The 22,831-nt window shown below is 67.7% G+C and carries 19 protein-coding genes; 6 read left to right on the forward strand and 13 right to left on the reverse strand.

Translation table 11 applies throughout. From position 1 onward, the window contains the following. Positions 1-455: 455 nt before the first annotated feature. A complete protein-coding gene (locus EV278_RS09460; protein ID WP_132089884.1) occupies positions 456-800 on the reverse strand; it encodes a hypothetical protein in 345 nt (114 codons plus the stop codon). Between the two features lie 226 nt (positions 801-1,026). Here EV278_RS09460 and EV278_RS09465 point away from each other — a divergent pair, with 226 nt between their 5' ends. Beyond that, entirely contained in the window at positions 1,027-1,710 is a 684-nt protein-coding gene (locus EV278_RS09465) for a TetR/AcrR family transcriptional regulator (RefSeq protein WP_165916587.1), read from the forward strand. 155 nt (positions 1,711-1,865) lie between these two features. Continuing rightward, complete coding sequence (locus EV278_RS09470; protein WP_165916588.1) at positions 1,866-2,525, forward strand: TetR/AcrR family transcriptional regulator; 660 nt, start codon at positions 1,866-1,868, stop codon at positions 2,523-2,525. Here the strand turns inward: EV278_RS09470 and EV278_RS09475 are convergent. Next, the gene (locus EV278_RS09475) at positions 2,522-4,057 is read right to left on the reverse strand and encodes a glycosyl hydrolase (protein ID WP_243692142.1); all 1,536 of its coding nucleotides are present in this window, start codon (positions 4,055-4,057) and stop codon (positions 2,522-2,524) included. The two genes, EV278_RS09470 and EV278_RS09475, sit on opposite strands and share 4 nt — an antisense overlap. Before the next feature lie 344 nt (positions 4,058-4,401). Between EV278_RS09475 and EV278_RS09480 the strand changes: the two genes are divergently transcribed. Beyond that, positions 4,402-7,791 carry a glycosyl hydrolase gene (locus tag EV278_RS09480; protein WP_132089893.1) on the forward strand — a complete coding sequence of 1,130 codons (3,390 nt, stop codon included), beginning with the start codon at positions 4,402-4,404 and terminating at the stop codon, positions 7,789-7,791. A gap of 366 nt (positions 7,792-8,157) precedes the next feature. Here EV278_RS09480 and guaA read toward each other — a convergent pair whose 3' ends face one another. From guaA to EV278_RS09510, 6 genes are all read right to left on the reverse strand, one after another. Beyond that, positions 8,158-9,717 (reverse strand): glutamine-hydrolyzing GMP synthase, encoded by a 1,560-nt coding sequence (gene guaA / locus EV278_RS09485; protein ID WP_132089897.1) that lies wholly within the window; start codon positions 9,715-9,717, stop codon positions 8,158-8,160. Between the two features lie 105 nt (positions 9,718-9,822). Continuing rightward, on the reverse strand, positions 9,823-11,103 hold the full coding sequence (locus EV278_RS09490; RefSeq protein ID WP_132089900.1) for an RsmB/NOP family class I SAM-dependent RNA methyltransferase: 1,281 nt from the start codon (positions 11,101-11,103) through the stop codon (positions 9,823-9,825). Positions 11,104-11,111: 8 nt separating this feature from the next. Further along, the gene (locus tag EV278_RS09495; RefSeq protein ID WP_132089903.1) at positions 11,112-11,501 is read right to left on the reverse strand and encodes an MAPEG family protein; all 390 of its coding nucleotides are present in this window, start codon (positions 11,499-11,501) and stop codon (positions 11,112-11,114) included. 9 nt (positions 11,502-11,510) lie between these two features. Then, positions 11,511-12,974 carry an IMP dehydrogenase gene (guaB, locus tag EV278_RS09500; RefSeq protein WP_132089906.1) on the reverse strand — a complete coding sequence of 488 codons (1,464 nt, stop codon included), beginning with the start codon at positions 12,972-12,974 and terminating at the stop codon, positions 11,511-11,513. Positions 12,975-13,066: 92 nt separating this feature from the next. Further along, positions 13,067-13,774: an RlmE family RNA methyltransferase gene (locus tag EV278_RS09505; protein WP_165916590.1), complete on the reverse strand. Its 708-nt coding sequence runs from the start codon at positions 13,772-13,774 to the stop codon at positions 13,067-13,069. Continuing rightward, entirely contained in the window at positions 13,771-14,898 is a 1,128-nt protein-coding gene (locus tag EV278_RS09510; RefSeq protein WP_132089909.1) for a Ppx/GppA phosphatase family protein, read from the reverse strand. The genes EV278_RS09505 and EV278_RS09510 overlap by 4 nt, the downstream gene beginning before the upstream one ends. A gap of 160 nt (positions 14,899-15,058) precedes the next feature. Here EV278_RS09510 and hspQ point away from each other — a divergent pair, with 160 nt between their 5' ends. Beyond that, positions 15,059-15,388, forward strand: coding sequence for a heat shock protein HspQ (gene hspQ / locus EV278_RS09515; protein WP_035077215.1), 330 nt, complete (start codon positions 15,059-15,061; stop codon positions 15,386-15,388). Positions 15,389-15,469: 81 nt separating this feature from the next. After that, positions 15,470-16,351 (forward strand): phenylalanine 4-monooxygenase, encoded by an 882-nt coding sequence (gene phhA, locus EV278_RS09520; protein ID WP_132089911.1) that lies wholly within the window; start codon positions 15,470-15,472, stop codon positions 16,349-16,351. Here phhA and EV278_RS09525 read toward each other — a convergent pair. Further along, positions 16,309-17,526, reverse strand: a complete 1,218-nt coding sequence (locus tag EV278_RS09525) for an acyltransferase family protein (protein ID WP_132089913.1) — start codon at positions 17,524-17,526, stop codon at positions 16,309-16,311. The genes phhA and EV278_RS09525 overlap by 43 nt on opposite strands. A 135-nt stretch (positions 17,527-17,661) precedes the next feature. Between EV278_RS09525 and EV278_RS09530 the strand changes: the two genes are divergently transcribed. Beyond that, on the forward strand, positions 17,662-18,465 hold the full coding sequence (locus EV278_RS09530; RefSeq protein ID WP_132089916.1) for a LytTR family DNA-binding domain-containing protein: 804 nt from the start codon (positions 17,662-17,664) through the stop codon (positions 18,463-18,465). A 57-nt stretch (positions 18,466-18,522) separates the two neighbouring features. On the opposite strand, the gene EV278_RS09535 is transcribed toward EV278_RS09530, so the two are convergent. Genes EV278_RS09535 through EV278_RS09550 form a run of 4 tightly spaced genes read right to left on the reverse strand, consistent with a single transcriptional unit; the run spans position 18,523 to position 22,830 of the window. Then, positions 18,523-19,035 carry a GNAT family N-acetyltransferase gene (locus EV278_RS09535; protein ID WP_132089918.1) on the reverse strand — a complete coding sequence of 171 codons (513 nt, stop codon included), beginning with the start codon at positions 19,033-19,035 and terminating at the stop codon, positions 18,523-18,525. Between the two features lie 2 nt (positions 19,036-19,037). Next, positions 19,038-20,381, reverse strand: a complete 1,344-nt coding sequence (astB, locus tag EV278_RS09540; RefSeq protein WP_132089921.1) for an N-succinylarginine dihydrolase — start codon at positions 20,379-20,381, stop codon at positions 19,038-19,040. After that, the gene (gene astD / locus EV278_RS09545; protein ID WP_132089924.1) at positions 20,378-21,829 is read right to left on the reverse strand and encodes a succinylglutamate-semialdehyde dehydrogenase; all 1,452 of its coding nucleotides are present in this window, start codon (positions 21,827-21,829) and stop codon (positions 20,378-20,380) included. The genes astB and astD overlap by 4 nt, the downstream gene beginning before the upstream one ends. Beyond that, the gene (locus EV278_RS09550) at positions 21,826-22,830 is read right to left on the reverse strand and encodes an arginine N-succinyltransferase (RefSeq protein ID WP_132090205.1); all 1,005 of its coding nucleotides are present in this window, start codon (positions 22,828-22,830) and stop codon (positions 21,826-21,828) included. The genes astD and EV278_RS09550 overlap by 4 nt, the downstream gene beginning before the upstream one ends. Position 22,831 lies beyond the last annotated feature (1 nt).

A 22,831-nucleotide genomic window follows, 5' to 3' on the forward strand; every position in this document is an offset into this window, starting at 1 on the left:
CATACAGGCCACGACCCGACGAAACGCTTACCCAGCCCGGGTTTTGCAACCGCCCGGTAAGGCCGCGACCCAGCCGTTCGGTTCTACGGCGCCGCTGACGGAACCTTTAAAGTGTCCTGACCAGTGGTCAATATGTAAAAAGACGATACCGTTCAATTAAAGACGTTAGACCGCCCTTTTCCTGGCCGCAACGCCGCAAAGCGCCCCACCCTGCGACGTCTTGCCACAGCGAAATCGTCTCAAAAATTCACCAATAGCGTCCGATTACGACCCAGACAGACGCGAATTTCGGCAAAAGGCCGACAAGGCAGCCCGATTTTCCTAAGGACTTGAGGCGACGCAGCCGCGTCGGCGTCAACGAGAGGACAAGCCATCGACCGTTGCGCGGCCCGCGGAGCACCTCCGGCAGGCAGATCAAAAGCGCCGGCCGATGGCCGGCCGGCGCTAAAGAGGTCTTATTTGGCCAACTTGGCGAAGTCGGCGTCGATCGAGGCCAGAACCTTGTCAGTCACGGTGTCGGCCGAATACTGTTGGATGGCCTTCAGGGTCATGCCCCGCGCCATGTTGATCTGTTCGTTGGCGAACATATCCGGCAGGTATTTCTTCACAACGGCCGTGGCTGCCGGGTTGTCCATGATGTCGCCGATGGTGGTCTGATCAGTCTTGAATTTCGCGGCCTGGGCAGCGCCCGCCAGGGCGGCCGGATCTGCGGCGGCGGCGGGAGCCGGAGCTGCCTGCGCCATCACGGCGGCTGGCGTCAGAACCAGAGCGAAACCAAGGGCGATGGGGGCAAAACGCATGTGATGTCTCGTTATGGTTGGGGACGTTCCTCCGCCCCATCATGGCGCACCCCGGAACAAAGGCAACATTAATTGTACGCTTCGGTCGATTTTTTAGACGCGTGCTATATTCTCGACGAAGAACCGTCCTTCCTCACCGAAGAGACTTGCCCGTCACATGCCAGTCGTGAGAGCTGAACTCACGGCCCGCGCCGAAGATTTGGAACCAGAATTGTCCAGAAGGTCCATGACCCCCGCGCCGATCAATCCCACCCTCGCTACAGAGGCCGCCAACACCACCCCGCAGGCGCCGCTGCGTCCAGGCCGCCCGACCCTGGCGCGCTCCGAAGCGATCAACGCCGATATCCTCAACGCCGCGCGCGATCATTTTTTGTCGCTGGGCTTTGAGGCCACGCCGATGGAATCGGTCGCGGTGGCCGCCGGCATCTCCAAGGGCACGCTCTATTCGCGCTATCCGACCAAGGAGGCCTTGCTGCAGGCCGTGGTCGCCGATCGCCTGCAAGCGTGGAGCGCCGAGGCTGACGCACGCCACGGCCCCATGCCCACAGACTTCAAGCAGCGACTGAATTACATCGCTCGGACCATCCTGGAATCGCTGGCCTCCGAGGAAATCCACGCCTTTCAACGTGTCCTGACCAGCACGGCGGACGCCGGCGGCGAGCTTGCCCGCGCGCTGCACGAGGCCGGCCACCGCAGCGCCATCGCCATGTTGAGCGAAACCATCCTCCAGGGCACCACCAACTTCCCGGTGCCGCCGCGCGACCCAACCCGCGTAGCCGAAATGCTGATGTCGATGCTGACAGGCTGGTATGACGCCCACCGGCGCGTCCGCGACATCGGCCACGAAGAAGCCATGGCCTTCGCCGAGCACGCTGTCGACGTGATCTTCCACGGCCGTGCAGCCTGGTAGATTTTTCGAACACCGGCGTCGAATTGACGCGACGTCCGCTCCGACCTCGCCGCCGCCTCGAGGCGACCGCAAATTGGCCTGGACAATTTCAGTTCTGGGATGACTTGCCAGCGCCGTCTCGCTACGGAGAAGAGCAAGGCATCAGAGAGATGGTCGTGGCCCAGGCGTCAGCTCAGAAAGCATCCGCAGGCTTTACCCCGCGACGGGGCCGCCCCAGCGCGGCCTATCTGGCGGCCATCTCAGAAAAGATCCTGAGCACGGCGCAAGATCTCTTCCTCTCGCAGGGCTACGCCAACACCACCATGGACGCCGTCACCGCCGCGGCCGGCGTCGGCAAAGCCACCCTCTATGCCCGCTATCCAACCAAGGCGGACCTCTTCCAGGCCATCGTCGCCGGACGCATGGAAACCTGGCGGACGACCGAGCCGGCGCCCGTCGGCGCCGATCAGGACATCCAGGACTGGCTGCGCGAGTACGCCGTGGCGCTGCTGAAGGCCATGCGCGATCCGGAGATTCGAGCGTTCGACCAGTTGATGGTCGCCGAGGCGCCCCGTTTCCCCGAGCTGGCTCGCACCTTCCACGAGCTGGGCTACATGGTCAGCATCCGCGCCATCGCAGAACGTCTGAGCCGAGCGGATGGCGAGGACACGCCGTCGGCCCGCACCCTGTTGGTCGCCAAGTTGTTCGCCTCGAGCCTGATCCAATGGATCCGGCAGGAAGGCGGCATCAGCGAGATTGGCGACGACGACTGCAGGGCCGCCGCCGAGGCCATATCCCAACTGATGGTCAGCGGTCGCGCCGCCTGGCGCGGTTAGGCCAACTCGATCAGAGCCACGCCCTCCGGCGGCAGGTCCACCACCACCTCCCCGGCCTTGTTCAGGGTCAGGCCTTGGGGCGCGGGCAGCTCCGCGGCCGCACGGATCTTGGCCAGTTGTTCGCGGGTCGGATACTGCGGCGAGCCCAGGACGCGCCAAGCCGGATAGGGCGAGCCGCGTTCCATGTCGACATAGCTGACCTTCACCGCCTGGCCGGGCTTTGCCCCTTTTAGGCGGACGGTGTAGCGCTTGGCCTCGCCGGTCACCTTGCGCACGCTGTTGGCGCCAGGAATGCCGCTGGCCTGCTGGGCCTCGGCCAGATTCCAGACCATCACGGCGCCGCCGCCCCTGTTCCGGCGCGTGGCCAGGGCCGGCCCAACCGCCTTCACGCGCCGCTCGCCGAGGCGGTTCATCAGCTTGAAGGTGTTGAAGGTCGGCCGCGCCACGTTGCGGGCCGAGAACAGGCCCCAGGCATTGTCGCCCTCCTTGAAGACGAAGTTGGGGATCAGCACTTCCTCGAACTTGCTAATCTGCCAGTAGGACATGCCGCGCACATAGGGCAGGCAGCCCTTGACGATGTGGGCGATCATGGCGGGGCTGTCTGAGGACCACTCGCCCAGCCACAGCTCGGCGTCCTTGTAGGCGCTGGCGGCGATCTGCTCGCTGACCATCTTCATGGCCGCTTCATAGACCTGGTTCTGGGTGTACTTGCCCGCCTCGCCGAAGACGATCTTCTGGTTGTCGCCGGCATAGAGGTGAGTCGAGACGAAGTCGACCGGCAGCCTGTTCTGGGCGCAGTAGTCGAGAAAGGCCGGGATCCACTGCACCTTGGACGTGGCTGGACCGCCGACCTTCAGCGCCGGATCGACACCCTTCACCGCCTCGACCGAGGCCTTGTAAAGCTCGAAGTACTGGGCCTGAGTGCCGCTCCAGAAGAAGCCGAGGTCGGGCTCGTTCCAGACCTCGAAATACCAGGTCCGCACCTCGTCCACGCCATAGCGCGCGATCAGATGACGAACGAACTCGGCGATGAAGGCCTTCCAGTCGTCCAGCGAGGCCGGCGGAGTGATATTGCCGTGATAGGTGCCGAAGTTGGCGTTGCCGCTGGCCAGCTTGGTCGGCATGAAGCTGAGCTCGACCCAGGGCTTCAAGCCCGAATCCAGCACCCCGTCATAAACGTTGTCGACGTTCTGGAAGTTGTAGCTCTGCGCGCCTGGGCCGAACGAGGCCTTGGGACGAACGCCCATCTCGTCGTCGTTGAAGATCCCATGGAAGCGCACGCTCTTGATGCCGGCTTCCTTGTGGGCACGCTTGGCATCCAGGCGCCACTCCTCGCGCATGGTCAGGCCCGCGCGGTCGGAGCCCACGCACTCGGACCAGATGTGGCGCAGCGCGCCCTCGTCGGCGGTCAGGTCTACATCCACCGTCTCGGTCGCCAGAGGAGCGGAGGCCGCGCGGGCGGAACTGGAGAGGGCAGCAGCCGTCGTAGCCAGGGCGCCGGCCGTAGCAATCAGGTCCCGACGGTTCAACATGTTTTCCTCCACGCCCTTCGCCGCGTCCCGTGAGGCCGGCGACTTGTTGGCGGAGATCATTGATGGCCGCGCTTTCGATGGCAAGAGAAATTGCACGAAGCGATCTATTAAAACGATATACCGCAATTCCCTGCTCATCGCTGTCGACCGAGCGGGGCATGACAGAGATCGTCTGGCGGACACGGAGCCTGACCGCGATCATATATCAACTTGTTGTTTTTCTGAGGATACCTCTCGGTCTATAGGGGGCGCCTCGTATTCGGCTCACAAAATTTGACGCCTCCGCGCCCTTATCGTACATTTGCGTCCGATAATTTCCGCGAACAGCGGATCGGGAGGGCGGTTTGAAAACCATCACGGCGACCGTCACGGCACATCGCAAGCGTCGGATCCTGGCGCTGCTGTGCGCCTCCGCCCTTGCCTTGGATGCCGGCGTGGCGATCGGCGCCCCCGCCTCCACTCCAGCGGAAGACGCCCTGGCCGCCGGCTTCGCCGAGCCGCCCAATGCCGCCAAGCCTCGCATTTGGTGGCACTGGATGGCCGGCAACATCTCGGCAGAGGGCGCGCGCCTGGACCTGGACTGGATGCGCCGCATCGGCATCGGCGGCGTCCACGCCTTCTCGGGCGGCAAGCTGCCCGAGCCGATCGTCGTACCCAAGCCCGTCGCGTTCATGACGCCTGAATGGAAGGCCATATTCCGCCAGTCCCTGGAGCAGGCGCGCGAGGCCGGCCTGGAGCTGGGCATCGCCGGCTCCCCCGGCTGGAGCGAAACCGGCGGCCCCTGGGTGACGCCCGCCGACGCCATGAAGAAGTACGTCTGGAGCGAAACACTCGTCGAGGGCGGCCGCCCGATGACGCTGGCCCTGCCCGCCCCGCCCAAGGTCGCCGGCGCGTTCCAGGGCGCCAAGACCGGCAAGTCCAGTCTCGAGGCCTATGGCGACGCGGCCGTCTTCGCCTATCTGACACCTGGCCAGGAGGTTTCGCCGCCGCCCGCCCAGTGGACCACCGCCGCGGGACCGATCACGCTGGCCGAGACGGTGGCCGGCGTCCCGACCGAGGGCCTGACGCTCAAGCTGATCCCGGAGGCCGGCGGCAAGGAAGCGTGGCTGGTGGCCAGCTTCGCCAAGCCCGTGACCTTGGGCGCGGTGTCGCTGGGCGTCCAGAACGGCGCGATTGTCACCCTGGAGGCCGAACAGGCGCCGAGCGTGTTTAAGCCCTTGGGCCAGGGCATCATCGACGCCACCACCGGCCCCCTCGCCCATGGGGCGCCGCAGGAGACGCTCGCCTTCGCGCCAACAACGACCCAGCGCCTGCGCCTGCGCTTCAGTCCACTGCCGGACACGCCCCTGCCCCCGGTCGCCAAGCTCGCGCCGCCGCCTGGCAAGACAGGCTACGCCATCACCCGCCTAGCCCTGCACAGCGGCGCGCGGATCAACGGCTTCGAGGCCAAGGCCGGGTTCGAGCCCAGTATCCACGAGGACGTCGCCACCACGCCCGACGCCCCGGCCGGGACCGTGATCGACCCGGCCAAGGTCGTGGACCTGACCGGCAAGCTGCGCCCCGACGGAACCCTGGACTGGACCCCGCCCAAGGGTCGCTGGACGATCGTGCGCCTGGGCTGGTCCCTGACCGGCGCCGTCAACGCGCCGGCCGAGCCCAGCGCCACGGGCCTGGAGGTCGACAAGCTGGACGCAGCGGCGGTCGGCCGCTACCTCGACCACTATCTGGGCCTCTATGACGACGCCAGCGGCGGCGCCCTGGGCCCCAAGGGCGTCCAGACCCTGCTGACCGACAGCTGGGAGGCGGGGGTGCAGAACTGGACACCCGCCATGCTCGCCGAATTCCGCGCCCGCCGCGGCTATGACCCCGCGCCCTGGCTGCCCATCCTGACGGGCCGCGTGGTCCAGAGCGCCCAAGCGTCCGAGCGCTTCCTGTTCGACTATCGCCAGACCTTGAAGGACTTGGTGATCGACAACCACTACGGCGTCATCGCCAAGGCGACCAAGGCCCGCAGCATGGGCTACTACACCGAGGTGCAGGGCGACTATCCGCGCGCCATCGCCGACGGCATGACCGCCAAGGCCCGCGCCGACATCCCCACAGCCGAGTTCTGGTACCGCAACTTCTCGACCCAGCCCGGCCAGCCGCCGCTGAAGGCCGACCTGCAGGAAGCCGCCTCGGCCGCCCACGTCTATGGCAAGCCCCTGGTCGCCGCCGAGTCCCTGACCGTGGCGGCGATGTTCGATCCATGGTCCTTCTCGCCGGCCATGATGAAGCCCGTAGCGGACGAGATCTTCGCGCGCGGGGTCAACCGCATCCTGCTGCACGAGTCGCACATGCAGCCGCTGGTTGACGCCAAGCCAGGCCTGGGCCTGTTCATCTTCGGCCAGTACTTGAACCGCAACGAAACCTGGGCCGAGCAGGCCGCGCCGTGGGTCAGCTACCTGGCCCGCACGTCCTACCTGTTGCAACAGGGCCACTACGTCGCCGACGTCGCCTATTTCTACGGCGAGGAGCGCAATCTCACTGAACGCTTCAAGGACGAGATCAACACCGCCATCCCGGCCGGGCACGGCTACGACTACGTCAATCCCGAGGCGCTGTTGACCCTGCTGTCGGTGCGGGACGGCCAGCTGGTCACGCCCAGCGGCATGGCCTACCGCGTGCTCTATCTTCCCGACGACGTCACCCGCTTCACCCTGCCCGCGCTACGCAAGATCGGCGAGTTGGTCCACGCTGGCGCGGTGCTGGTCGCCAAGCGTCCGACGGGGGGGCTTGGCCTGTCCAGCCCCGACGCCGAGGTCGCCAAGTTGGCCGACGCGATCTGGGGCGACGGCGCTGCGGGTCACCGCTATGGCCAGGGCCGCGTCTACGGCGATCTCGCCGCCGCGCTCGCCGCCGAAAAGATCACACCGGACGTGGCGTTCGAGGAGGCGGCCGCTCCGGGCGACCTCTTGACCCTGCACCGCCGCGCCGGCGACGCCGACATCTATTTCATCTCCAACCAGAGCGCCCAGGCCCAGTCGGTCAGCGCAACCTTCCGGGTGGAAGGTCGCATCCCCGAACTCTGGCGCGCCGAAACCGGCCAGAGCGAGGCGATCAGCTATGAGCAGGTCGAGGGCGGCGTCCGTGCGCCCCTGGCGCTGGCCCCGCACGAGGCGGTGTTCGTGGTGATGCGCAAGCCCGCCCAGGCCAAGGCCTGGACCGCCCCGGCCGTCCAGCGCCAGACCCTGGCCACGCTGGATGCGCGTTGGCGCGTCAGCTTCGAAAAAGGCCGTGGCGCGCCAGAGACCGCCAGCTTCGACAAACTGATCTCCTGGCCGGACTCGGCCGATCCCGGGATCAAGTACTTCTCGGGCGTGGGCACCTACGCCCAGGACGTGACGGTGAAGAAGGCCTGGTTGAAGCCAGGCCAGCGGGTCGAACTGGACCTGGGCGAGGTCAGGGAACTGGCCACCGTCTCGGTCAACGGCAAGGCCGTGGTCACCGCCTGGCACGCGCCCTATCGCGTCGATCTCACTGACGCGCTCAAGCCCGGCAAGAACACCGTGACCATCGCGGTGACCAACCTGTGGCCCAACCGCCTGATCGGCGACAAGCAACCGGGCGCGAAGGCCGTGGCCTTCGCGCCCGGCTCGACCTACTCGGCCAAGTCGCCGCTCCTGCCCTCGGGCTTGCTGGGCCCGGTCCGGCTGGTCGGCGAAACCCATGGTCCAACCACGTCCTCAAAGTAGCCGCCGGTCGTCCTGGCGGCGCGCTGGGCGATTGAACGCAGCAATTCCTGAAAGCAGCCCCCGAACTTCTCAGAAGAGTCTATACCGGTTCAAGAGTGCGTCAGGCGCCGCCGTCCGCGACGGTGTCGGCACGGTGGTCGGTTCGTTCCGGTGGGACTGGCCGGCAAGCCTGACGAGCGGCTTATAGCTATCCCGCGTTGTCGCCCCCCTCAGCCGCCATCACGTTGCGACGCTACCGTCAGACACACGAAACGCGAACTGGCTCCCCACGATCGTCGCCGATCGTTGGAGAGGCATAGCACAAATTATTTCAATGATTTAGGCGACAATCGCGGTCGTCCGCGAAGGTCCCCGAAAGGCCCTGAATCATTCCCACTCGATCGTGCCGGGCGGCTTGGACGTCACGTCGTAGACGACCCGGTTGACGCCACGGACCTCATTGATGATCCGGGTGGCCGTCTTGCCCAGAACCTCCCAGGGAAACTCGAAGAAGTCGGCGGTCATGCCGTCCGTCGAAGTGACCGCGCGCAGGGCCAGGACGTTCTCATACGTGCGGGCGTCGCCCATCACGCCGACGGTCTTGACCGGGAGCAGCACGGCGAAGGCTTGCCAGATCTTGTTGTAGAGGCCCGCGTTACGGATCTCTTCCAGATAGATCGCATCGGCGTCCTGCAGCACCTTGACCTTCTCGGGCGTGATCTCGCCCGGGATGCGGATGGCGAGGCCGGGACCGGGGAACGGGTGGCGGCCGACGAAGGCCGGGGCCAGGCCCAGCTCGACGCCCAGAGCGCGGACCTCGTCCTTGAACAGTTCGCGCAGCGGCTCGACCAACTTCAGCTTCATGTAGTCGGGCAGGCCGCCGACATTGTGGTGGCTCTTGATCACCGCTGAGGGGCCGCCGCGGGCCGAGACGCTTTCGACCACGTCCGGATAGAGCGTACCCTGGGCCAGGAACGCCGCGCCTTCGATCTTGGCGGCCTCCTTGTCGAACACGTCGATGAACAGCTTGCCGATCGTCTTGCGCTTGGTTTCCGGGTCACTGACACCGGCCAGCTCGCCCAGGAACAGGTCGCCGGCGTCCACGTGGATCAGCGGAATGTTGTAGTGGTCGCGGAACAGGGTGACGACCTGCTCGGCCTCGTTCTTGCGCAGCAGACCGGTATCGACGAACACGCAGGTCAGCTGGTCGCCAATGGCCTCGTGGATCAGGACGGCGGCCACCGAGCTGTCGACGCCGCCCGACAGGCCGCAGATCACCTTGCCGTCACCGACCTGGTCGCGGATCTTATGGACCATCTCCTGGCGGAAAGCGGCCATGGTCCAATCGCCCTTCAGGCCAGCCAGGGCCAGGAAGTTCCTGTAGATCCGCGCGCCGTTGACCGTGTGCACCACCTCGGGGTGGAACTGGACGGCGTAGATCTTCTTCTCGTCATTGGCGATGGCGGCGAACGGGGCGCCGGTCGAGGTGGCGACGACCTGGAAACCTTCCGGGATGGCGGTGACGCGGTCGCCATGGCTCATCCAGACGGTTTCCAGCTCGCCGACGCCGGCCAAGCCCTGGAACAGGGGGCTGGCCTTGCCGATCGTCAGCTCGGCGCGACCGAACTCGCCGGCGTGGCCGCCCTCGACCTTGCCGCCCAGCACGTCGCACAGCAGCTGCTGGCCATAGCAGATGGCTAGCAGCGGCAGGCCCAGGTCGAACAGCTTGCGGCCGATGCGCGGGCTGTCTTCTTCCAGCACGCTGGCTGGACCGCCCGATAAGATGATGGCCGAGGGTTTGTAGTCGTCGACCAGGGCCTCGGCTTTGTCGAACGGGTGGATCTCGCAATAGACGCCGGCCTCGCGCACCCGGCGGGCGATCAGCTGGGTCACCTGGCTGCCGAAATCGACAATCAGGACGCGCTGGTGGTGGGGTTCGGCGGTCATGGGCAAGCGTTCTCCAGCGTGTCGTTTCGGTCCGGTCTCCCTCGCGGGAGGAATCTCATTCTTTGGCGAGCCCCTTCGTCCCGACCGCAAACGGTCGGGCGGGCTCTAGGGCGTGTACGATCCGCGCTCGATCACGGCGGCGAAGAAGCCGTCGGTCCCGGCGCGATGCGGGGTCAGCCGCAGGTAGCCTTCCGGCGTCAGGTGTTGCTCGACACCCGCCAAGGTGATCGGCTTCACCGAAAAGCCCGGATGGCGCTCGACGAAAGCCGCCACGCGATCCTCGTTCTCCTCCGTCAGCAGCGAGCAGGTGACATAGATCAGCCGACCGCCTGGCTTCACGAAGTCGGAAGCGTCGGCCAGGACGGCGTCCTGCTCGATCTGGCGCTTGGCTAGTTGGTCGGGCGACAGGCGCCACTTGGCGTCCGGATGGCGGCGCCAGGTGCCCGAGCCCGTGCAGGGGGCGTCGACGAACACCAGGTCCAGCTTGCCTTCCAGGCCCTTCAACGGCTCGCCCTCGATCGGCGAGCGGATCTGCAGGTTGCGGGCGCCGGCTCTCTGGCTGCGGCGGATGGTGTCAGCCAGTCGGCGGGCGTCGCTGTCGTGGGCGTAGATCTGGCCGCTGTTGTCCATGGCGGCGGCGAGGGCCAGGGTCTTGCCCCCGCCCCCGGCGCAGAAGTCGAGCACCTGCTTGCCCTTGACGTCGCCAGCCACGGCCGCGGCGATCTGCGAACCGAGATCCTGGACCTCGAACCAGCCCTTGGAGAAGGCCGGCACGGCCTCGACCGACGGCGTGCGGTCGGCGGCGCCGGGCGCGGGAATGCGGAAGGCCGTGGCCAGTACGCCCGCCGGCTCGGCCCCGATCAGCGCCACCGCCTTGCCGCCCCGCTCGACATCGGTCTTGAGCAGGTTGATGCGCAGGTCCACCGGCGCGCGCTCGGCCAGGGCCGCCATCTCGGCTCCGTGGTCGGCGCCCAGCGCCCGGGCCAGATGCGGCTGCATCCAGTCGGCATAGTCGCCGGCCACGGGCGCTGGAGCATCGGCCAACGAGCGGGGCGAAGCCAGACGTTCGCGCTCGGCGTCGGTCAGGGCGCCGGGGCCGTGCTCCTCGCCAGCGGCTTCGGCGATGCGGTCCAGCGACCACTTCCAGTCATGGGCCAGCACGCCCAGCACCACGCCGCGGGGGCTGTCGTCGCCCATCATCCAGCCCAGCGAGCGCTTGCGGCGCAGGGCGTCCAGCGCCAGGCCCGAGACGAAGGCGCGGTCCTTAGAGCCCGCATAACGCGCCCCCTCGCCCCAGCGCTTCAGCGCCATCCGTACGGGGAAATGACGCGTCTCGATCTCGGTGAGGACCTCGATCGCCGCTGCTAGTCTGCCGCCGTCGCGCATTGTTGCTTTCAGATCACCAAGGCCGCCAGGATCAAGCCGATGCCGATCACGGAAGCCAGCCATACGAGCGACCGGGCGACCGGTACGCCCAAGGCGTAGAGAAGGATGTAGACCGCCCGCGCCCCGACATAGAGCACCGCGCCGTGGGCGGAGAGCATGCCGAGCCGGCCTCCCAGATAGGCGACCAGCACGGCGGCGGCGAAGAACGGAAAGGTCTCACGGAAATTGGCGAAGGCGCGTTCGAGCCGTCCCGCCATGCCCGTCAGCACCACCGGCGTGTCGCGAGGCCCGACGTTCCACTTCAGACCACGCTGTGGCTGGGCGGCCGCGGCCGCCCAGAACAGGTGGACCAGACCGAGCACGACGGCCCAGCCCAGCATCTGAAGTTCGAGGGCCATCCGCACCGGCTAGACCGCGCTCGGATAGTTCGGCGCTTCCCGGGTGATCATCACGTCGTGGACGTGGCTTTCCCTCAGACCGGCGCCGGTGATCCGTACGAAGCGGGCCCGCTTCTGGAATTCGGCGATGTCGGGTGCGCCGACATAGCCCATGGCCGCCCTAAGGCCGCCGACCAGCTGGTGCAGCACCGGCGCGATCGGCCCCTTGAAAGGCGTTTGCCCTTCAATGCCTTCCGGCACCAGCTTGAAGCTGTCGGTGATGTCTTTCTGGAAGTAGCGGTCGGCCGAGCCGCGGGCCATGGCCCCCACCGAACCCATGCCGCGATAGCTCTTGTATGAGCGCCCCTGGTACAGAAACACCTCGCCGGGGGCTTCTTCGGTGCCGGCGAACATCGAGCCCATCATGGCGGTCGAGGCCCCGGCCGCGATGGCCTTGGCCAGGTCGCCCGAATACTTGATGCCGCCGTCGGCGATGACCGGCGTGCCGCTCTCGCGGGCCGCGCGGACCGCTTCGGCGATGGCGGTCAGCTGCGGTACGCCCACCCCGGCGACGATGCGGGTGGTGCAGATGCTGCCCGGGCCGATGCCGACCTTCACCGCGTCGGCGCCGGCGTCGATCAGAGCCCGCGACGCGTCGTAGGTGGCGATGTTGCCGGCCACAATCTGGACGCGGTTGGCTTCGCGCTTGAGGCGGGCCACCGCCTGGGCGACCTGGCTGGAGTGGCCGTGGGCGGTGTCGATGACGACGACGTCGACGCCAGCGTCGACCAGGCCCATCGAACGCTCGAAGCCGGCGTCGCCGACGGTCGAGGCCGCGCCGACCAGCAGGCGGCCCTTGTCGTCCTTGGCGGCAAGGGGATGGGCCTGAGCCTTCTCGATGTCCTTGACGGTGATCAGGCCGACGGCGCGATAGGCGTCGTCGACGACGATCAGGCGCTCGATCTTGTGCTTGCGCAGCAGTTCGCGCGCCTCGCGGTGATCGACGCCCTCGGGAACCGTGATCAGGTTGTCGCGGGTCATCAGCGCCGAGGCAGGAACCTTGTCGTCGCCCTCGAACCGCATGTCGCGGTTGGTCAGGATGCCGACCAGCTTGCCGGTCTTCTTCTCGACCACGGGGAAGCCGGAGATCTTGCGTCGCGCGGTGATCTCCCGGACTTCCGCCAGGGTCGTGTCGGGATGGATGGTCAGCGGATTGATGACCATGCCGCTTTCGTAGCGCTTCACTTCGCGCACGTGGTCGGCCTGCTCGTCCACCGTCAGGTTGCGGTGCAGGATGCCCATGCCGCCGGCCTGGGCCATGGCGATGGCGAGGCGGCTTTCAGTCACCGTGTCCATGGCTGCGGACACGAGCGGGATGTTCAGACTGATTTCACGCGTGAACCTGGTCTCGGTCGTCACCTGGGTGGGCATGACGTCTGACGGACCGGGTTCGAGCAAAACGTCGTCGAAGGTGAGCCCTTCGCGAATCTCCATTGGAGTCTCCATTTTGCGAGCCGCGTATACCTACGGAGCTCATCCGTGTCGACCCGCTTGGCGGCATAAATGGGGATGATTTCGGCGAGGCGCTATCGCCCCTTGAACCCCGTCGCGACCAGGAAGACCTCCGAGCTGTCGCTGCGGCTGGCCTTGGGCTTGAAGTGGACGACCTTGTCGAAGTGCTTCTTGAGCCGGGCGATCACCTCGGCCGTCTCGCCGCCCTGGAAGGCCTTGGCGACGAAGGCGCCGCCGGGCTTGAGCACCTCGATCGCGAACTCCGCGCCGATCTCGATCAGGCCGACGATCCGCAGGTGGTCTGTCTCGCGGTGGCCGACGGTGTTGGGGGCCATATCCGACATGACGAGGTCCGGCGCGCCGCCTAGCAGCTCGATCAGCTTGGGCGGACAGGACGGGTCGGTGAAGTCCATTTCCAGGATATGGGCCGGGGCGACCGGGTCGACGGGCAGCAGGTCGACCCCGACCAGCTGGGTCACGCCGCGCTCGACCGCGATCTGCAGCCAGCCGCCCGGCGCGCAGCCCAGGTCGATGACCCGCGCGCCCTTGCGAAAGAAATGGAACTTTTCGTCGATCTCGCTGATCTTGAAGGCCGCCCGGCTGCGATAGCCGAGCGCTCGCGCCTTGGCCGAGAACGGATCGTTGATCTGGCGCTCCAGCCAGGCCTGCTGCGAGGGCGTGCGGCCGAAGGCGGTTTTCAGGCGCGCCGGCTTGGCGCGACCGCTCTCGTTGCCGCCGGCCGGCGGCTTGACCATGCGCTTGCGGGGAGGTTCGTCGTTCATGCGTTCACCGTCGAGGGGCGGGACGACCGACCAGAGCCGCCTCGCCGACGCCGGCGCGGCTTCCTCTGCTGATCGGACATCAGGGACATCAGGAGACCCTCTCTAAGCCCCCGATCGGCGACACGCACGCGCGAACACGGCCAAAGCTCCTGGACGGCCTGCAGGATCGCCGCGCCAGCCAGCACCAGATCGGCCCGGTCGGCGCCGATGCAGGGTTCCAGGGCCCGCTCCCGGGCGGTCAGGGTCAGCAGGCGATCGGCCGCCGCCTCGCACTCATGGCGTTGCATCCATAGGCCGTCGACGATGTTGCGGTCGTAGCGCGGCAGGCCCAGATGCAGGCCGGCCAGGCTGGTGATGGCGCCGGACGTGCCGACCATGTGAGCGCGGCCGTTCTCGAACAGCCGCCGCATCGGCTCCGCGTGCGGGAAGGCCTCGATCCGGCTCTTGACCGCGTCGACCATAGCCCGGAACCAGCCCTCCTCCGCCCGCTCGCCCTCGGGAAAGCGCTCGGCCAGAGTGACTACGCCGATCGGGATCGACAGCCAGGCCTTGATCGGCAGCTTCCAGGCCGCGAACTGGCGCGGCTTGCTGTCCAACCCACCGCCCTTGAGGTCAACCCACGACAGCTCGGTCGAGCCGCCGCCGACATCGACCACCAGGGCGGCCTCGGCGTCACGGTCGAACAGGCTCATGCAGCCGGCCACCGACAGCTGGGCCTCTTCCTTGGGCGTGATGATCTGCAGCCGCAAGCCCGTCTCCTCGGCGACGCGACGCACGAAGTCGGGACCATTGGTCGCACCCCGGCAGGCCTGGGTGGCGACCGCCTTCACCCGCACCACCTTGCGACGGCGAATCTTCTCGGCGCAGACCTTCAGGGCCGCCATGGAGCGGTCCATGGCCTCGTCGGAAAGCTGGCCAGACTGGGACAAGCCCTCGCCCAGCCGCACGATCCGGGAATAGGCCTCGACGACGCGAAACCCGCGCGGCGAAGGCGTGGCCACCAGCAGGCGGCAGTTGTTCGTACCCAGGTCGAGCGCCGCATAGCACGACTGCTCGCCTGGCGGCCGGCGCCGGCCAGAACCCGAAGGCTGAGGCGCGCCGGGCGCTCGCGGCGCCTCCGACATGGTCGTTCCACCTTGTCTCGCAGGCGATTCATGCCGAACCGCCTCACTTCGGAGGCGAGCATAGCGGCGAGATTCCCGCGCCGGAAGGCCTTGCCTTGTCATCCGATGACGGAAGTCTACGTTCAGGTTCTAGTCAGGAGACTCGTGTAGGCTGCTCGACATGAACTCGAGACTTGCCAAATTCGCGATCGGTCAGGTGGTCAAGCACCGGATTTTCCCCTTCCGGGGCGTGGTGTTCGACGTCGACCCAGTGTTCGCCAATACCGAGGAATGGTGGAACTCCATTCCCGAGGACATCCGGCCGACCAAGGATCAGCCGTTCTACCACCTGCTGGCCGAAAACGACGACAACACCTACGTCGCCTATGTCTCCGAGCAGAACCTACTGGCCGACGAGACCGGCGAGCCCGTGGGTCACCCGCAGACGGCGGTGATCTTCGAGAGCTTCGACCACGGCGCCTACAAGCTTCGCCCCCGGATCTCGCACTAGGCGCAAGCTCTCTCCGGTGGATCGTGGTTCTCGCGCAAAATCCGAACGGAATTTGCCGTGAGGCGGGCGTAACGTCATTTCATGAGCGCAGACGGTTTTAGCAGCGGCCCGCCCCCCGGCGCGGCCGCCGATTGGACGATCGACCAGGGCTGGGACGGCTACGCCCAGGCCGAGCACGAGGTCTGGATCACCCTTTACGAACGCCAGGCGGCCCTGCTGCCGGGACGCGCCTGCGATGAGTTCCTGCGCGGCCTCGACGCCTTGGACCTGCACCGCTCGGGCATTCCCGACTTCAGGCGAATCAACGAGGAACTCCAGCGCCTGACCGGCTGGACCGTGGTGGCGGTGCCGGGCCTTGTCCCGGACGACGTGTTCTTCGACCACCTGGCCAACCGCCGCTTCCCCGCGGGACAGTTCATCCGCAGGCCGGACCAATTGGACTACCTGCAGGAGCCCGACGTCTTCCACGACGTCTTCGGCCACGTGCCGATGCTGACTGATCCGGTGTTCGCCGACTACATGCAGGCCTACGGACGCGGCGGTCAGCGGGCGCTCGGCCTTGGACGGCTGGGCAACCTGGCCCGGCTCTACTGGTACACGGTGGAGTTCGGGCTGATGGAGACCCCGCGGGGCCTGCGGATCTATGGGGCCGGCATCGTCTCCTCGCGCACCGAGTCGATCTTCGCCCTGGATGACCCCTCCCCCAACCGCATCGGCTTCGACCTGGAGCGGGTGATGCGCACCCCCTATCGGATCGACGACTTCCAGCAGGTCTATTTCGTCATCCCTTCGATACAGACGCTGCAGGCGGTGACGCTGCGCGACTTCGGGCCGCTGTACGACCGCCTGGCGGCCGCCAGCGACCTCGGCATCGCCGAGATCACCAGCGCCGACCGGGTGATCACCGCCGGAACCCAGGCCTACGCGAAGACCGGCGGACGGCTGGCCTCGGTGGGCGGCTGACCTTTCAGGCCGAACAGGATCCGCACTCGGGGGATGCGCCGGACGACCTCGTAGGTCGCGAAGCAACCGGCGAAGGTCAGAACGACCAGGATCACCCCCTCCAAGGGTTGGGGCAGGTCCAGCTTGGCCAGGTGGTGCGCCATCACCACGATCAGGGTCTGGTGGACCAGATAGAAAGGGAACACGCCCAGGGTCAGGTAGCGCAAGGCCGGACCGCCTCGGTTCAGGTGCTTGGCGCCGAAGCCCAGGATCGCGGCGATCGAGCACCAGGCGTCGGCGGCCTGGACGAAGCGCATGATCGGGCGCAGCCATTCGGGCGGGATCGGCGTGTCGTTGCGATAGACAAAGGCGTAGGTCGCCCAGCCCAGGTAGCCCGCGATCGCCAGGGCCAGGGCCGGCCAGCGCGCTGCGATCAACCGCTGGCGCAATATCTCCGACTTGGCCAGGCCAAATCCCAGCAGGAAGGCCGAGAACGACACCGCATGCACATAGTGGTCGCCGACCAGGGCGTGAGTCTCGCCGAAGCGCGGATAGAGCGTGGCCCGCAGCAGGCCCAGGAACAGGATCGGCCACAGGATCAGGCCTGGACCACGCAGCGCCGCCTCGGCGGCCGCCTGCAGGTGGACGCCCAGTCGCCGCCAGACCAGCAGCAGGCCGGCCAGCACCAGGGTATAGAACAGCAGGTAGGCCACGAACCACATGTGGTTCCAGGTGGGGGTGACCAGGCAGCCTTCGGGGGTGCACCAATGGCCGGAGGCCGTGACGTACCTGGTCCAGAACTCCGCGTAGGAGCTGAAGTGCAGCGACGAACCCGGGTGGGCGGCCACGTATTCGACGATCTGGTAGTAGGACTGCGGCGGCACGATCACGAACATCGCAAACAGCAGCGGCGGCAGCAGGCGGGCGATCCGCGCCGCGGTCAGTTTGCCCACCGTGACCTTGTCGGCCATGAACCGGGTGGCGGCGCCCGAGACCAGGAACAGCAGGGTCAAACGCCAGGGATTGGTCAGGAACATCGCCAATTCCAGTTCTTCGACCGGATGGGGCGATTTCACGTGCCACTCCCATGGCACATAGAACATGCCGACGTGATACAGGATCAGCAGGAAGAACGCGCCGACCCGAATCCAGTCGAGGTCGTAGCGGCGGTCAGGGATTGAAGTGCTCAAGGGCATGACGAGGCGTCCGGCTTGAAAAACGATGCAGACGTCGTGACCCGGACCGACGCCGGGAGCCAAGCGGCCGGGGATCGGCGGCCGCCGGCAGGGACGAACGGAAAACGGCCAGGGACCAGCGGCGCGCTTTTCGGGATGAGCGGCGAAGAGCGCCAGGGCGTCTGGCGGGCCTGGCTGCTGGGCGTGGGCCTGATTTCCTGCATCGCGGTGGTCAATGTCCTGACCATTCGCCACGATGCGCCGCGCCTGGGCACGCTGGCGCCGGCGATCTGGGAGGTCAGCAGCGCCCTGGTGACGATGGTGATCTTCCTGATCCCCGCCGCCGTGGCGATTTGGACCACCCGGACGACGCCGCGCTGGTGGCGGGCGGTTCCCGTCCACCTCGTGGCCGTCGTGATCTATTCGGTGCTGCACGTGGCGGGCTTCGTGGCCCTGCGCAAACTGGCCTATCTGGCGGTGATGGACGGTCCGTACCGGTTCGGCCCGCTGTCGACTGAATTCCCCTACGAGTTTCGCAAGGACCTGCTGGCCTACGGCCTGGCCTCGATCATCTATTACCTGTCGCTGAGGCGCAGCGCCCGCGAGGCCGCCGCCCAGGCCCAAACGGCGACGGCCGCCGCCAGCTTCGACATCCGCGACGGGGCCCGGCTGGTTCGCGTGCCGGTGTCCGAGATCGTGGCCGTGCGGTCGGCCGGCAACTATGCCGAGTTCCTGCTGGCCGACGGTCGGCGACCGCTGATGCGCTCGTCGCTCAGCGCCCTGGAGACCGACTTGGCTGGGCACGGCTTCGTGCGCACCCATCGTTCCTGGCTGGTCAATCCGACACGCGTCACCGGCCTTCGCCCGGAGGGTTCGGGCGACTACGCGGTCGAGCTGGGCGGGGTCGAGGCGCCGCTGTCGCGACGCTTTCCTCAGGCCCTGGCGGCGCTGCGCGGCTAGACTTTTGCTTTGCGCACTTTCTTCACGCGAACCGGCGTCCACGTCGCTCGAAAATGCTTAGTCCAGCAACAGCCCCATGACGATATCGTCGTCGACCGTGCCGTCCGGCAGTCGACCGCGCCCGATCATCCGCCCCTCGATCCTGAAGCCCAACCGCTCGTAAAGACGCTGGGCGCCAAGATTGGCCGCGCCGGTCCACAGCTCGATCCGACCGACCGGCGGCGTCAGGGTCCTGGCCGTGTCGATCAGCACGCGGAACAGGGCCGAGCCGACACCCCTGCCCTGCCAATCCGGATCGACCGCCACGGTCAGGTCGGTCAGCACGTGGGCGAAGATCGCGACCTTCATCCGCTCGACGTGCAGTTCGCCGCACAGCGTCCCGTCGGCGCCCTCGGCGACCAGGTTCACGCCGCCTTCGGCCGCGGCGGCCAGAGCGTGGGCGACATAGTCGGCCGTCACTTCCTCGGGCTGGCGAGCCAAGCCTCCGGGCTGGGCCGCGACCCTGCGGTGCAGCGCCAGGACAGCCGCAGCATCTCCCGGCGTCGCGGGACGAACGGTGAAGTCGCGCATGCTCAGGGGGCTCGCTGGAATGGATAGAAGTCGCCGCCAAGGTCGAGGATCGCGGTCAGTTCGTCCAGCGCCTCACGGCTCTCGACGATCAGTGACGGGTCGGCCAGGTCGGCGGGGGCCAAGCGGTCGCGATAGTGGCGCTCGGCCCAGGCGTTCAGCCGCCCATGCAGGGCCGCGCCGAAGCGCTGGCCCGGGTTCGCCGCCACCAGTTCGGCTTCGGTCAGAACCACCCGTAGCCGCAGGCAGGCCGGGCCGCCGCCGTTGCGCATGCTCTGGCGGACATCGACATACTCCACCCGGCCGATGGGGCCGTTCGAGCTGGTCAGCGCCTGGGCGACGGCGTGGGCCCTCGGATTGTCGCGCGTCTCGCCAGGGGCCAGCAGCACCAGGCGATCCTCGCCCGGCAGGACCAGCAGTTGGGAATTGAACAGATAGCTCTTGACCAGGTCGTCCATCGGCAGGTCGGCCTCGCTGATCTCGACGAAGGCCGGTTCGAACAGGCCGTCGGCGGCGCGGCGGACCTCCGCCTCCATCGCCGCGCGATCCTCGAACGCTCGCTCGTGGAACAGCAGGCACTCGCGCGTGCCGACGCAGACCACGTCGTTGTGGAAAGCACCGCCGTCGATCGCCGCCCGGCCCTGGCGGGCGAACACGCCGCGCGCCGCGCCGTGTCGGCGCTCGACCGCCTCGAAGGCCTCGCGAGTCTGGCGGGCCGGATAGCGGCCCTCCCAGCGTTCCCAGGCCTCGCGCCCCCAGACGAACAGGTTTACGCCCGCCTCGCCATGATCGGCGCACAGCCGTACATGGTTGGCAGCGCCTTCATCGGCGAAGTGCGGCTGGGCCGGCAGTGGATCATGCACGGCGAACCGCGCCGGGTCGGGGAACAGCCGGCGCAGGCTGCGCGCGGTCTGCGGTCCCTCAAGACTGCGATGCAGGTTGGTCAGCAGGTTGGCTGGGGTGAAGTGAACGCGGCCGTCGGCCGTGTCGGCGCTGGGCGTCACCGTGGCGGCGTTGGCGGCCCACATCGGCGAGGCCGAACAAGCGGCGGCGGCCAGGGCCGGCGCGTCTTTCCAGGCCTTTTCCAGCACGCTGGCGTCGGAACCCGAAAAGCCGATCGACCGCAGCAACGCCAAGTCTGGACGCTCATGCGGCGGCAGCACAAACTGCGGCGCCCCCCAGTCGGCCAGCTGGCGCATCTTGGTCAGCCCCTCCAGCACCGCCGCGCGCGGATTGGAGACTTCGCCGGCGTTGGCCTGGCTGGCGATGTTGCCGGGCGACAGGCCGACATAGGAATGGGTCGGCCCCACCAGGCCGTCGCAATTGGCCTCGACCGCGCGCGAGGTCATCCGCGCAGCCCCCTGATATCACCCAAGGTATTGGCCACACCCTCAGCCTCGAAACTGGCCACCGGATAGGCGCAGTAGTCGGCGGCGTAGTAGGCGCTGGGCCGATGGTTGCCCGAGCTGCCCAGGCCGCCGAACGGCATGGTCCCGGCCGCGCCGGTCGTGGGCCGGTTCCAATTGACGACGCCGGCCCGGATCCGTTTCAGGAAATGCTCCCAATGGCTTGTTTCATTAGAGATCAGCCCCGCGGAGAGGCCGTAGCGGGTGGCGTTGGCGGCGGCGATCGCCTCGTCGAACGAGCCCACCCGGCGCACCTGCAGCAGCGGCGCGAACAGCTCCTCGTCCGCCACGGTCTCGCCGGTCACGTCGACCAGGCCGGGCGAGACGAACGCCCCGCTCAAACCCTCGACGGGGCCCATGGCCCGGACCGCCTGGCCGGGCATGGCCTTGGCGCCGGCCAGGGCCATGCCGGCGGCCCGGTCGGAGATCAGCGGTCCCATGAACGGTTCCTCGCCATTGGTCCAGGGTCCGATCACCAGCCGTTCGGAGAGCGCCGCCACGGCGTCGATCACCGCCCGCCCCGCCGCGTCGTCCGAGATGATCAGCCGCCGGGCGCACGAGCAGCGCTGGCCCGTGGTGATGAAGGCCGATTGCACGACCAGGGCCGCCACGGCCTCGGCGTCGCCCGCGTCCCAGACCACCAGCGGGTTGTTGCCGCCCAGTTCCAGGGCCAGGATCACGTCCGGCCGGTCGGCGAAGTGGCGGCGGAAGAAGGCCCCGGCTGCGGCCGAGCCGGTGAACAGCAAGCCGTCTATCTCCTGATCGATCAGCGCCTGACCGACCTCTCGGCCGCCCTGCACCAGATTGACGACGCCAGCCGGAACGCCGGCCGCCTCCAGGGCCTCGACCAGCAATTGACCGGCCAGGGGGGTCTCTTCCGAGGGCTTGAAGACGACCGTATCGCCCGCCAGCAGAGCCGGTACGATGTGGCCGTTGGGCAGGTGCCCCGGGAAGTTGAACGGGCCCAGCACCGCCATCACGCCATGCGGCCGGTGGCGCAGCACCGCGCGACCAAAGGCCATGTCGCTGGCGTGCTCGCCGGTCCGCTCGTCATAGGCCTTGATCGAGGCGTCGACCTTGCCGGCCATCGAGCCCAGCTCGGCCTTGGTCTCCCATAGCGCCTTGCCGGTCTCGCGGCTCAAGGCCTCGGCGAAGGCGCCCGTACGAGCCACCAGCACGTCCTTGTAGCGACGCAGGACGGCGATCCGCTCCTCGCGCGACCGGTCGGCCCATGCCGGGAAGGCCTTGCGGGCCGCAGCGACCGCCGCGACCACGTCGGCTGACCCCGCCGCCGCCTCGCGCCAGACGACCTCGCCGGTCGCCGGATCGACCGACGTCGCCTCCGCCCCCGCGCCTGACCGCCAGACGCCATCGATGAACACGCCGCTCATGCCTTCACCCGCACCATTTCGCCGTCCTTGACGCCCAGGGCCGCCGCGGCGTCCCGGCCGATGATCGCGCTCTCGCCATCGACCAGCACAGGGACGCGCACCGCCCGGAAGCGGGCCACGGCGCCCGAGCTGATCAGGGCCTCCTCGCCATAGGCGTCCTCGCCCAGCCGCACGCGCAGCCGCCGCCCCTCGCGCACCGTCTTGATGTCGTCGCGCCGCGCCGCCACGGTCGGGCCGGCGTCGAAGATGTCGATCAGGCCCGAGAAGCGAAAGCCCTCGCTCTCCAGCATGGCCCGGGCGGCCTCGCCCTCGCGGTGCACGCGGCCGATGGTTTCGGACGCCGCCTGGGGCAGCAACTCGGCGTAGATCGGATGGCGCGGCGCCAGGTCCAGGATGAACTGGCCGTCGGTCGAGGCGCTCATCATGTCGGCCTCGTCGAACTCCAGGCGGAAGAACTTGCTGGCGACGTGATCCCAGAACGGACAGCTGCCGTCGACGTCGAACCAGCCACGCAATTCGGCCAGCACCATCTCGGCGAAGCGCTGCGGTTCCAGGCCGATCAGCATGTAGCGCGACTGGGCCAGCAGCCGCCCCGCCCCGCCCTTGCGGCGCTCGGGCTTGAGGAACAGCGAGCCGACCTCCGACCAGCCGGCGCATTCATTGACCAGCACCAGGGCCCGGTGGTCGAAGCGCTTGTCCAGGGTGGGTGAGGACTGGGCCAGGGTCACGACGCGGAACGAAAAATGCGGACGCTTCAGACCGACGCCCGCCTTGACCCCGGCCACGCCGACGACGTCGCCGGCCTCCAGGTCCTCAAGCATCAGGGTATACCAGGCCTCGGGTGCGGCGACCTCGGAATGGAAGCTGGCCTGGGACAGGTTGAGGCGGGCGCGCAGGGTCTGCTCGTCCTCGGGCAGGCTGGTGAAGCCGCGGCCCGAAAGGACGGCCAGTTCCATTAGGCTGTCGAAATCGGCGGGCATCGCGGGGCGGACGACTAGCATG

The organism is Caulobacter sp. BK020 (assembly GCF_004342605.1).
Taxonomy (GTDB): Bacteria; Pseudomonadota; Alphaproteobacteria; order Caulobacterales; family Caulobacteraceae; genus Caulobacter.

Bases quoted from the DNA above. Each gene is read 5' to 3' on its own strand.
- EV278_RS09460 (WP_132089884.1), bottom strand. From the start codon at position 800: ATGCGTTTTGCCCCCATCGCCCTTGGTTTCGCTCTGGTTCTGACGCCA.
- EV278_RS09465 (WP_165916587.1), top strand. From the start codon at position 1,027: ATGACCCCCGCGCCGATCAATCCCACCCTCGCTACAGAGGCCGCCAAC.
- EV278_RS09475 (WP_243692142.1), bottom strand. From the start codon at position 4,057: ATGTTGAACCGTCGGGACCTGATTGCTACGGCCGGCGCCCTGGCTACG.
- guaA (WP_132089897.1), bottom strand. From the start codon at position 9,717: ATGACCGCCGAACCCCACCACCAGCGCGTCCTGATTGTCGATTTCGGC.
- EV278_RS09490 (WP_132089900.1), bottom strand. From the start codon at position 11,103: ATGCGCGACGGCGGCAGACTAGCAGCGGCGATCGAGGTCCTCACCGAG.
- EV278_RS09495 (WP_132089903.1), bottom strand. From the start codon at position 11,501: ATGGCCCTCGAACTTCAGATGCTGGGCTGGGCCGTCGTGCTCGGTCTG.
- guaB (WP_132089906.1), bottom strand. From the start codon at position 12,974: ATGGAGATTCGCGAAGGGCTCACCTTCGACGACGTTTTGCTCGAACCC.
- EV278_RS09505 (WP_165916590.1), bottom strand. From the start codon at position 13,774: ATGAACGACGAACCTCCCCGCAAGCGCATGGTCAAGCCGCCGGCCGGC.
- EV278_RS09510 (WP_132089909.1), bottom strand. From the start codon at position 14,898: ATGTCGGAGGCGCCGCGAGCGCCCGGCGCGCCTCAGCCTTCGGGTTCT.
- hspQ (WP_035077215.1), top strand. From the start codon at position 15,059: ATGAACTCGAGACTTGCCAAATTCGCGATCGGTCAGGTGGTCAAGCAC.
- phhA (WP_132089911.1), top strand. From the start codon at position 15,470: ATGAGCGCAGACGGTTTTAGCAGCGGCCCGCCCCCCGGCGCGGCCGCC.
- EV278_RS09525 (WP_132089913.1), bottom strand. From the start codon at position 17,526: ATGCCCTTGAGCACTTCAATCCCTGACCGCCGCTACGACCTCGACTGG.
- EV278_RS09530 (WP_132089916.1), top strand. From the start codon at position 17,662: ATGAGCGGCGAAGAGCGCCAGGGCGTCTGGCGGGCCTGGCTGCTGGGC.
- EV278_RS09535 (WP_132089918.1), bottom strand. From the start codon at position 19,035: ATGCGCGACTTCACCGTTCGTCCCGCGACGCCGGGAGATGCTGCGGCT.
- astB (WP_132089921.1), bottom strand. From the start codon at position 20,381: ATGACCTCGCGCGCGGTCGAGGCCAATTGCGACGGCCTGGTGGGGCCG.
- astD (WP_132089924.1), bottom strand. From the start codon at position 21,829: ATGAGCGGCGTGTTCATCGATGGCGTCTGGCGGTCAGGCGCGGGGGCG.
- EV278_RS09550 (WP_132090205.1), bottom strand. From the start codon at position 22,830: ATGCTAGTCGTCCGCCCCGCGATGCCCGCCGATTTCGACAGCCTAATG.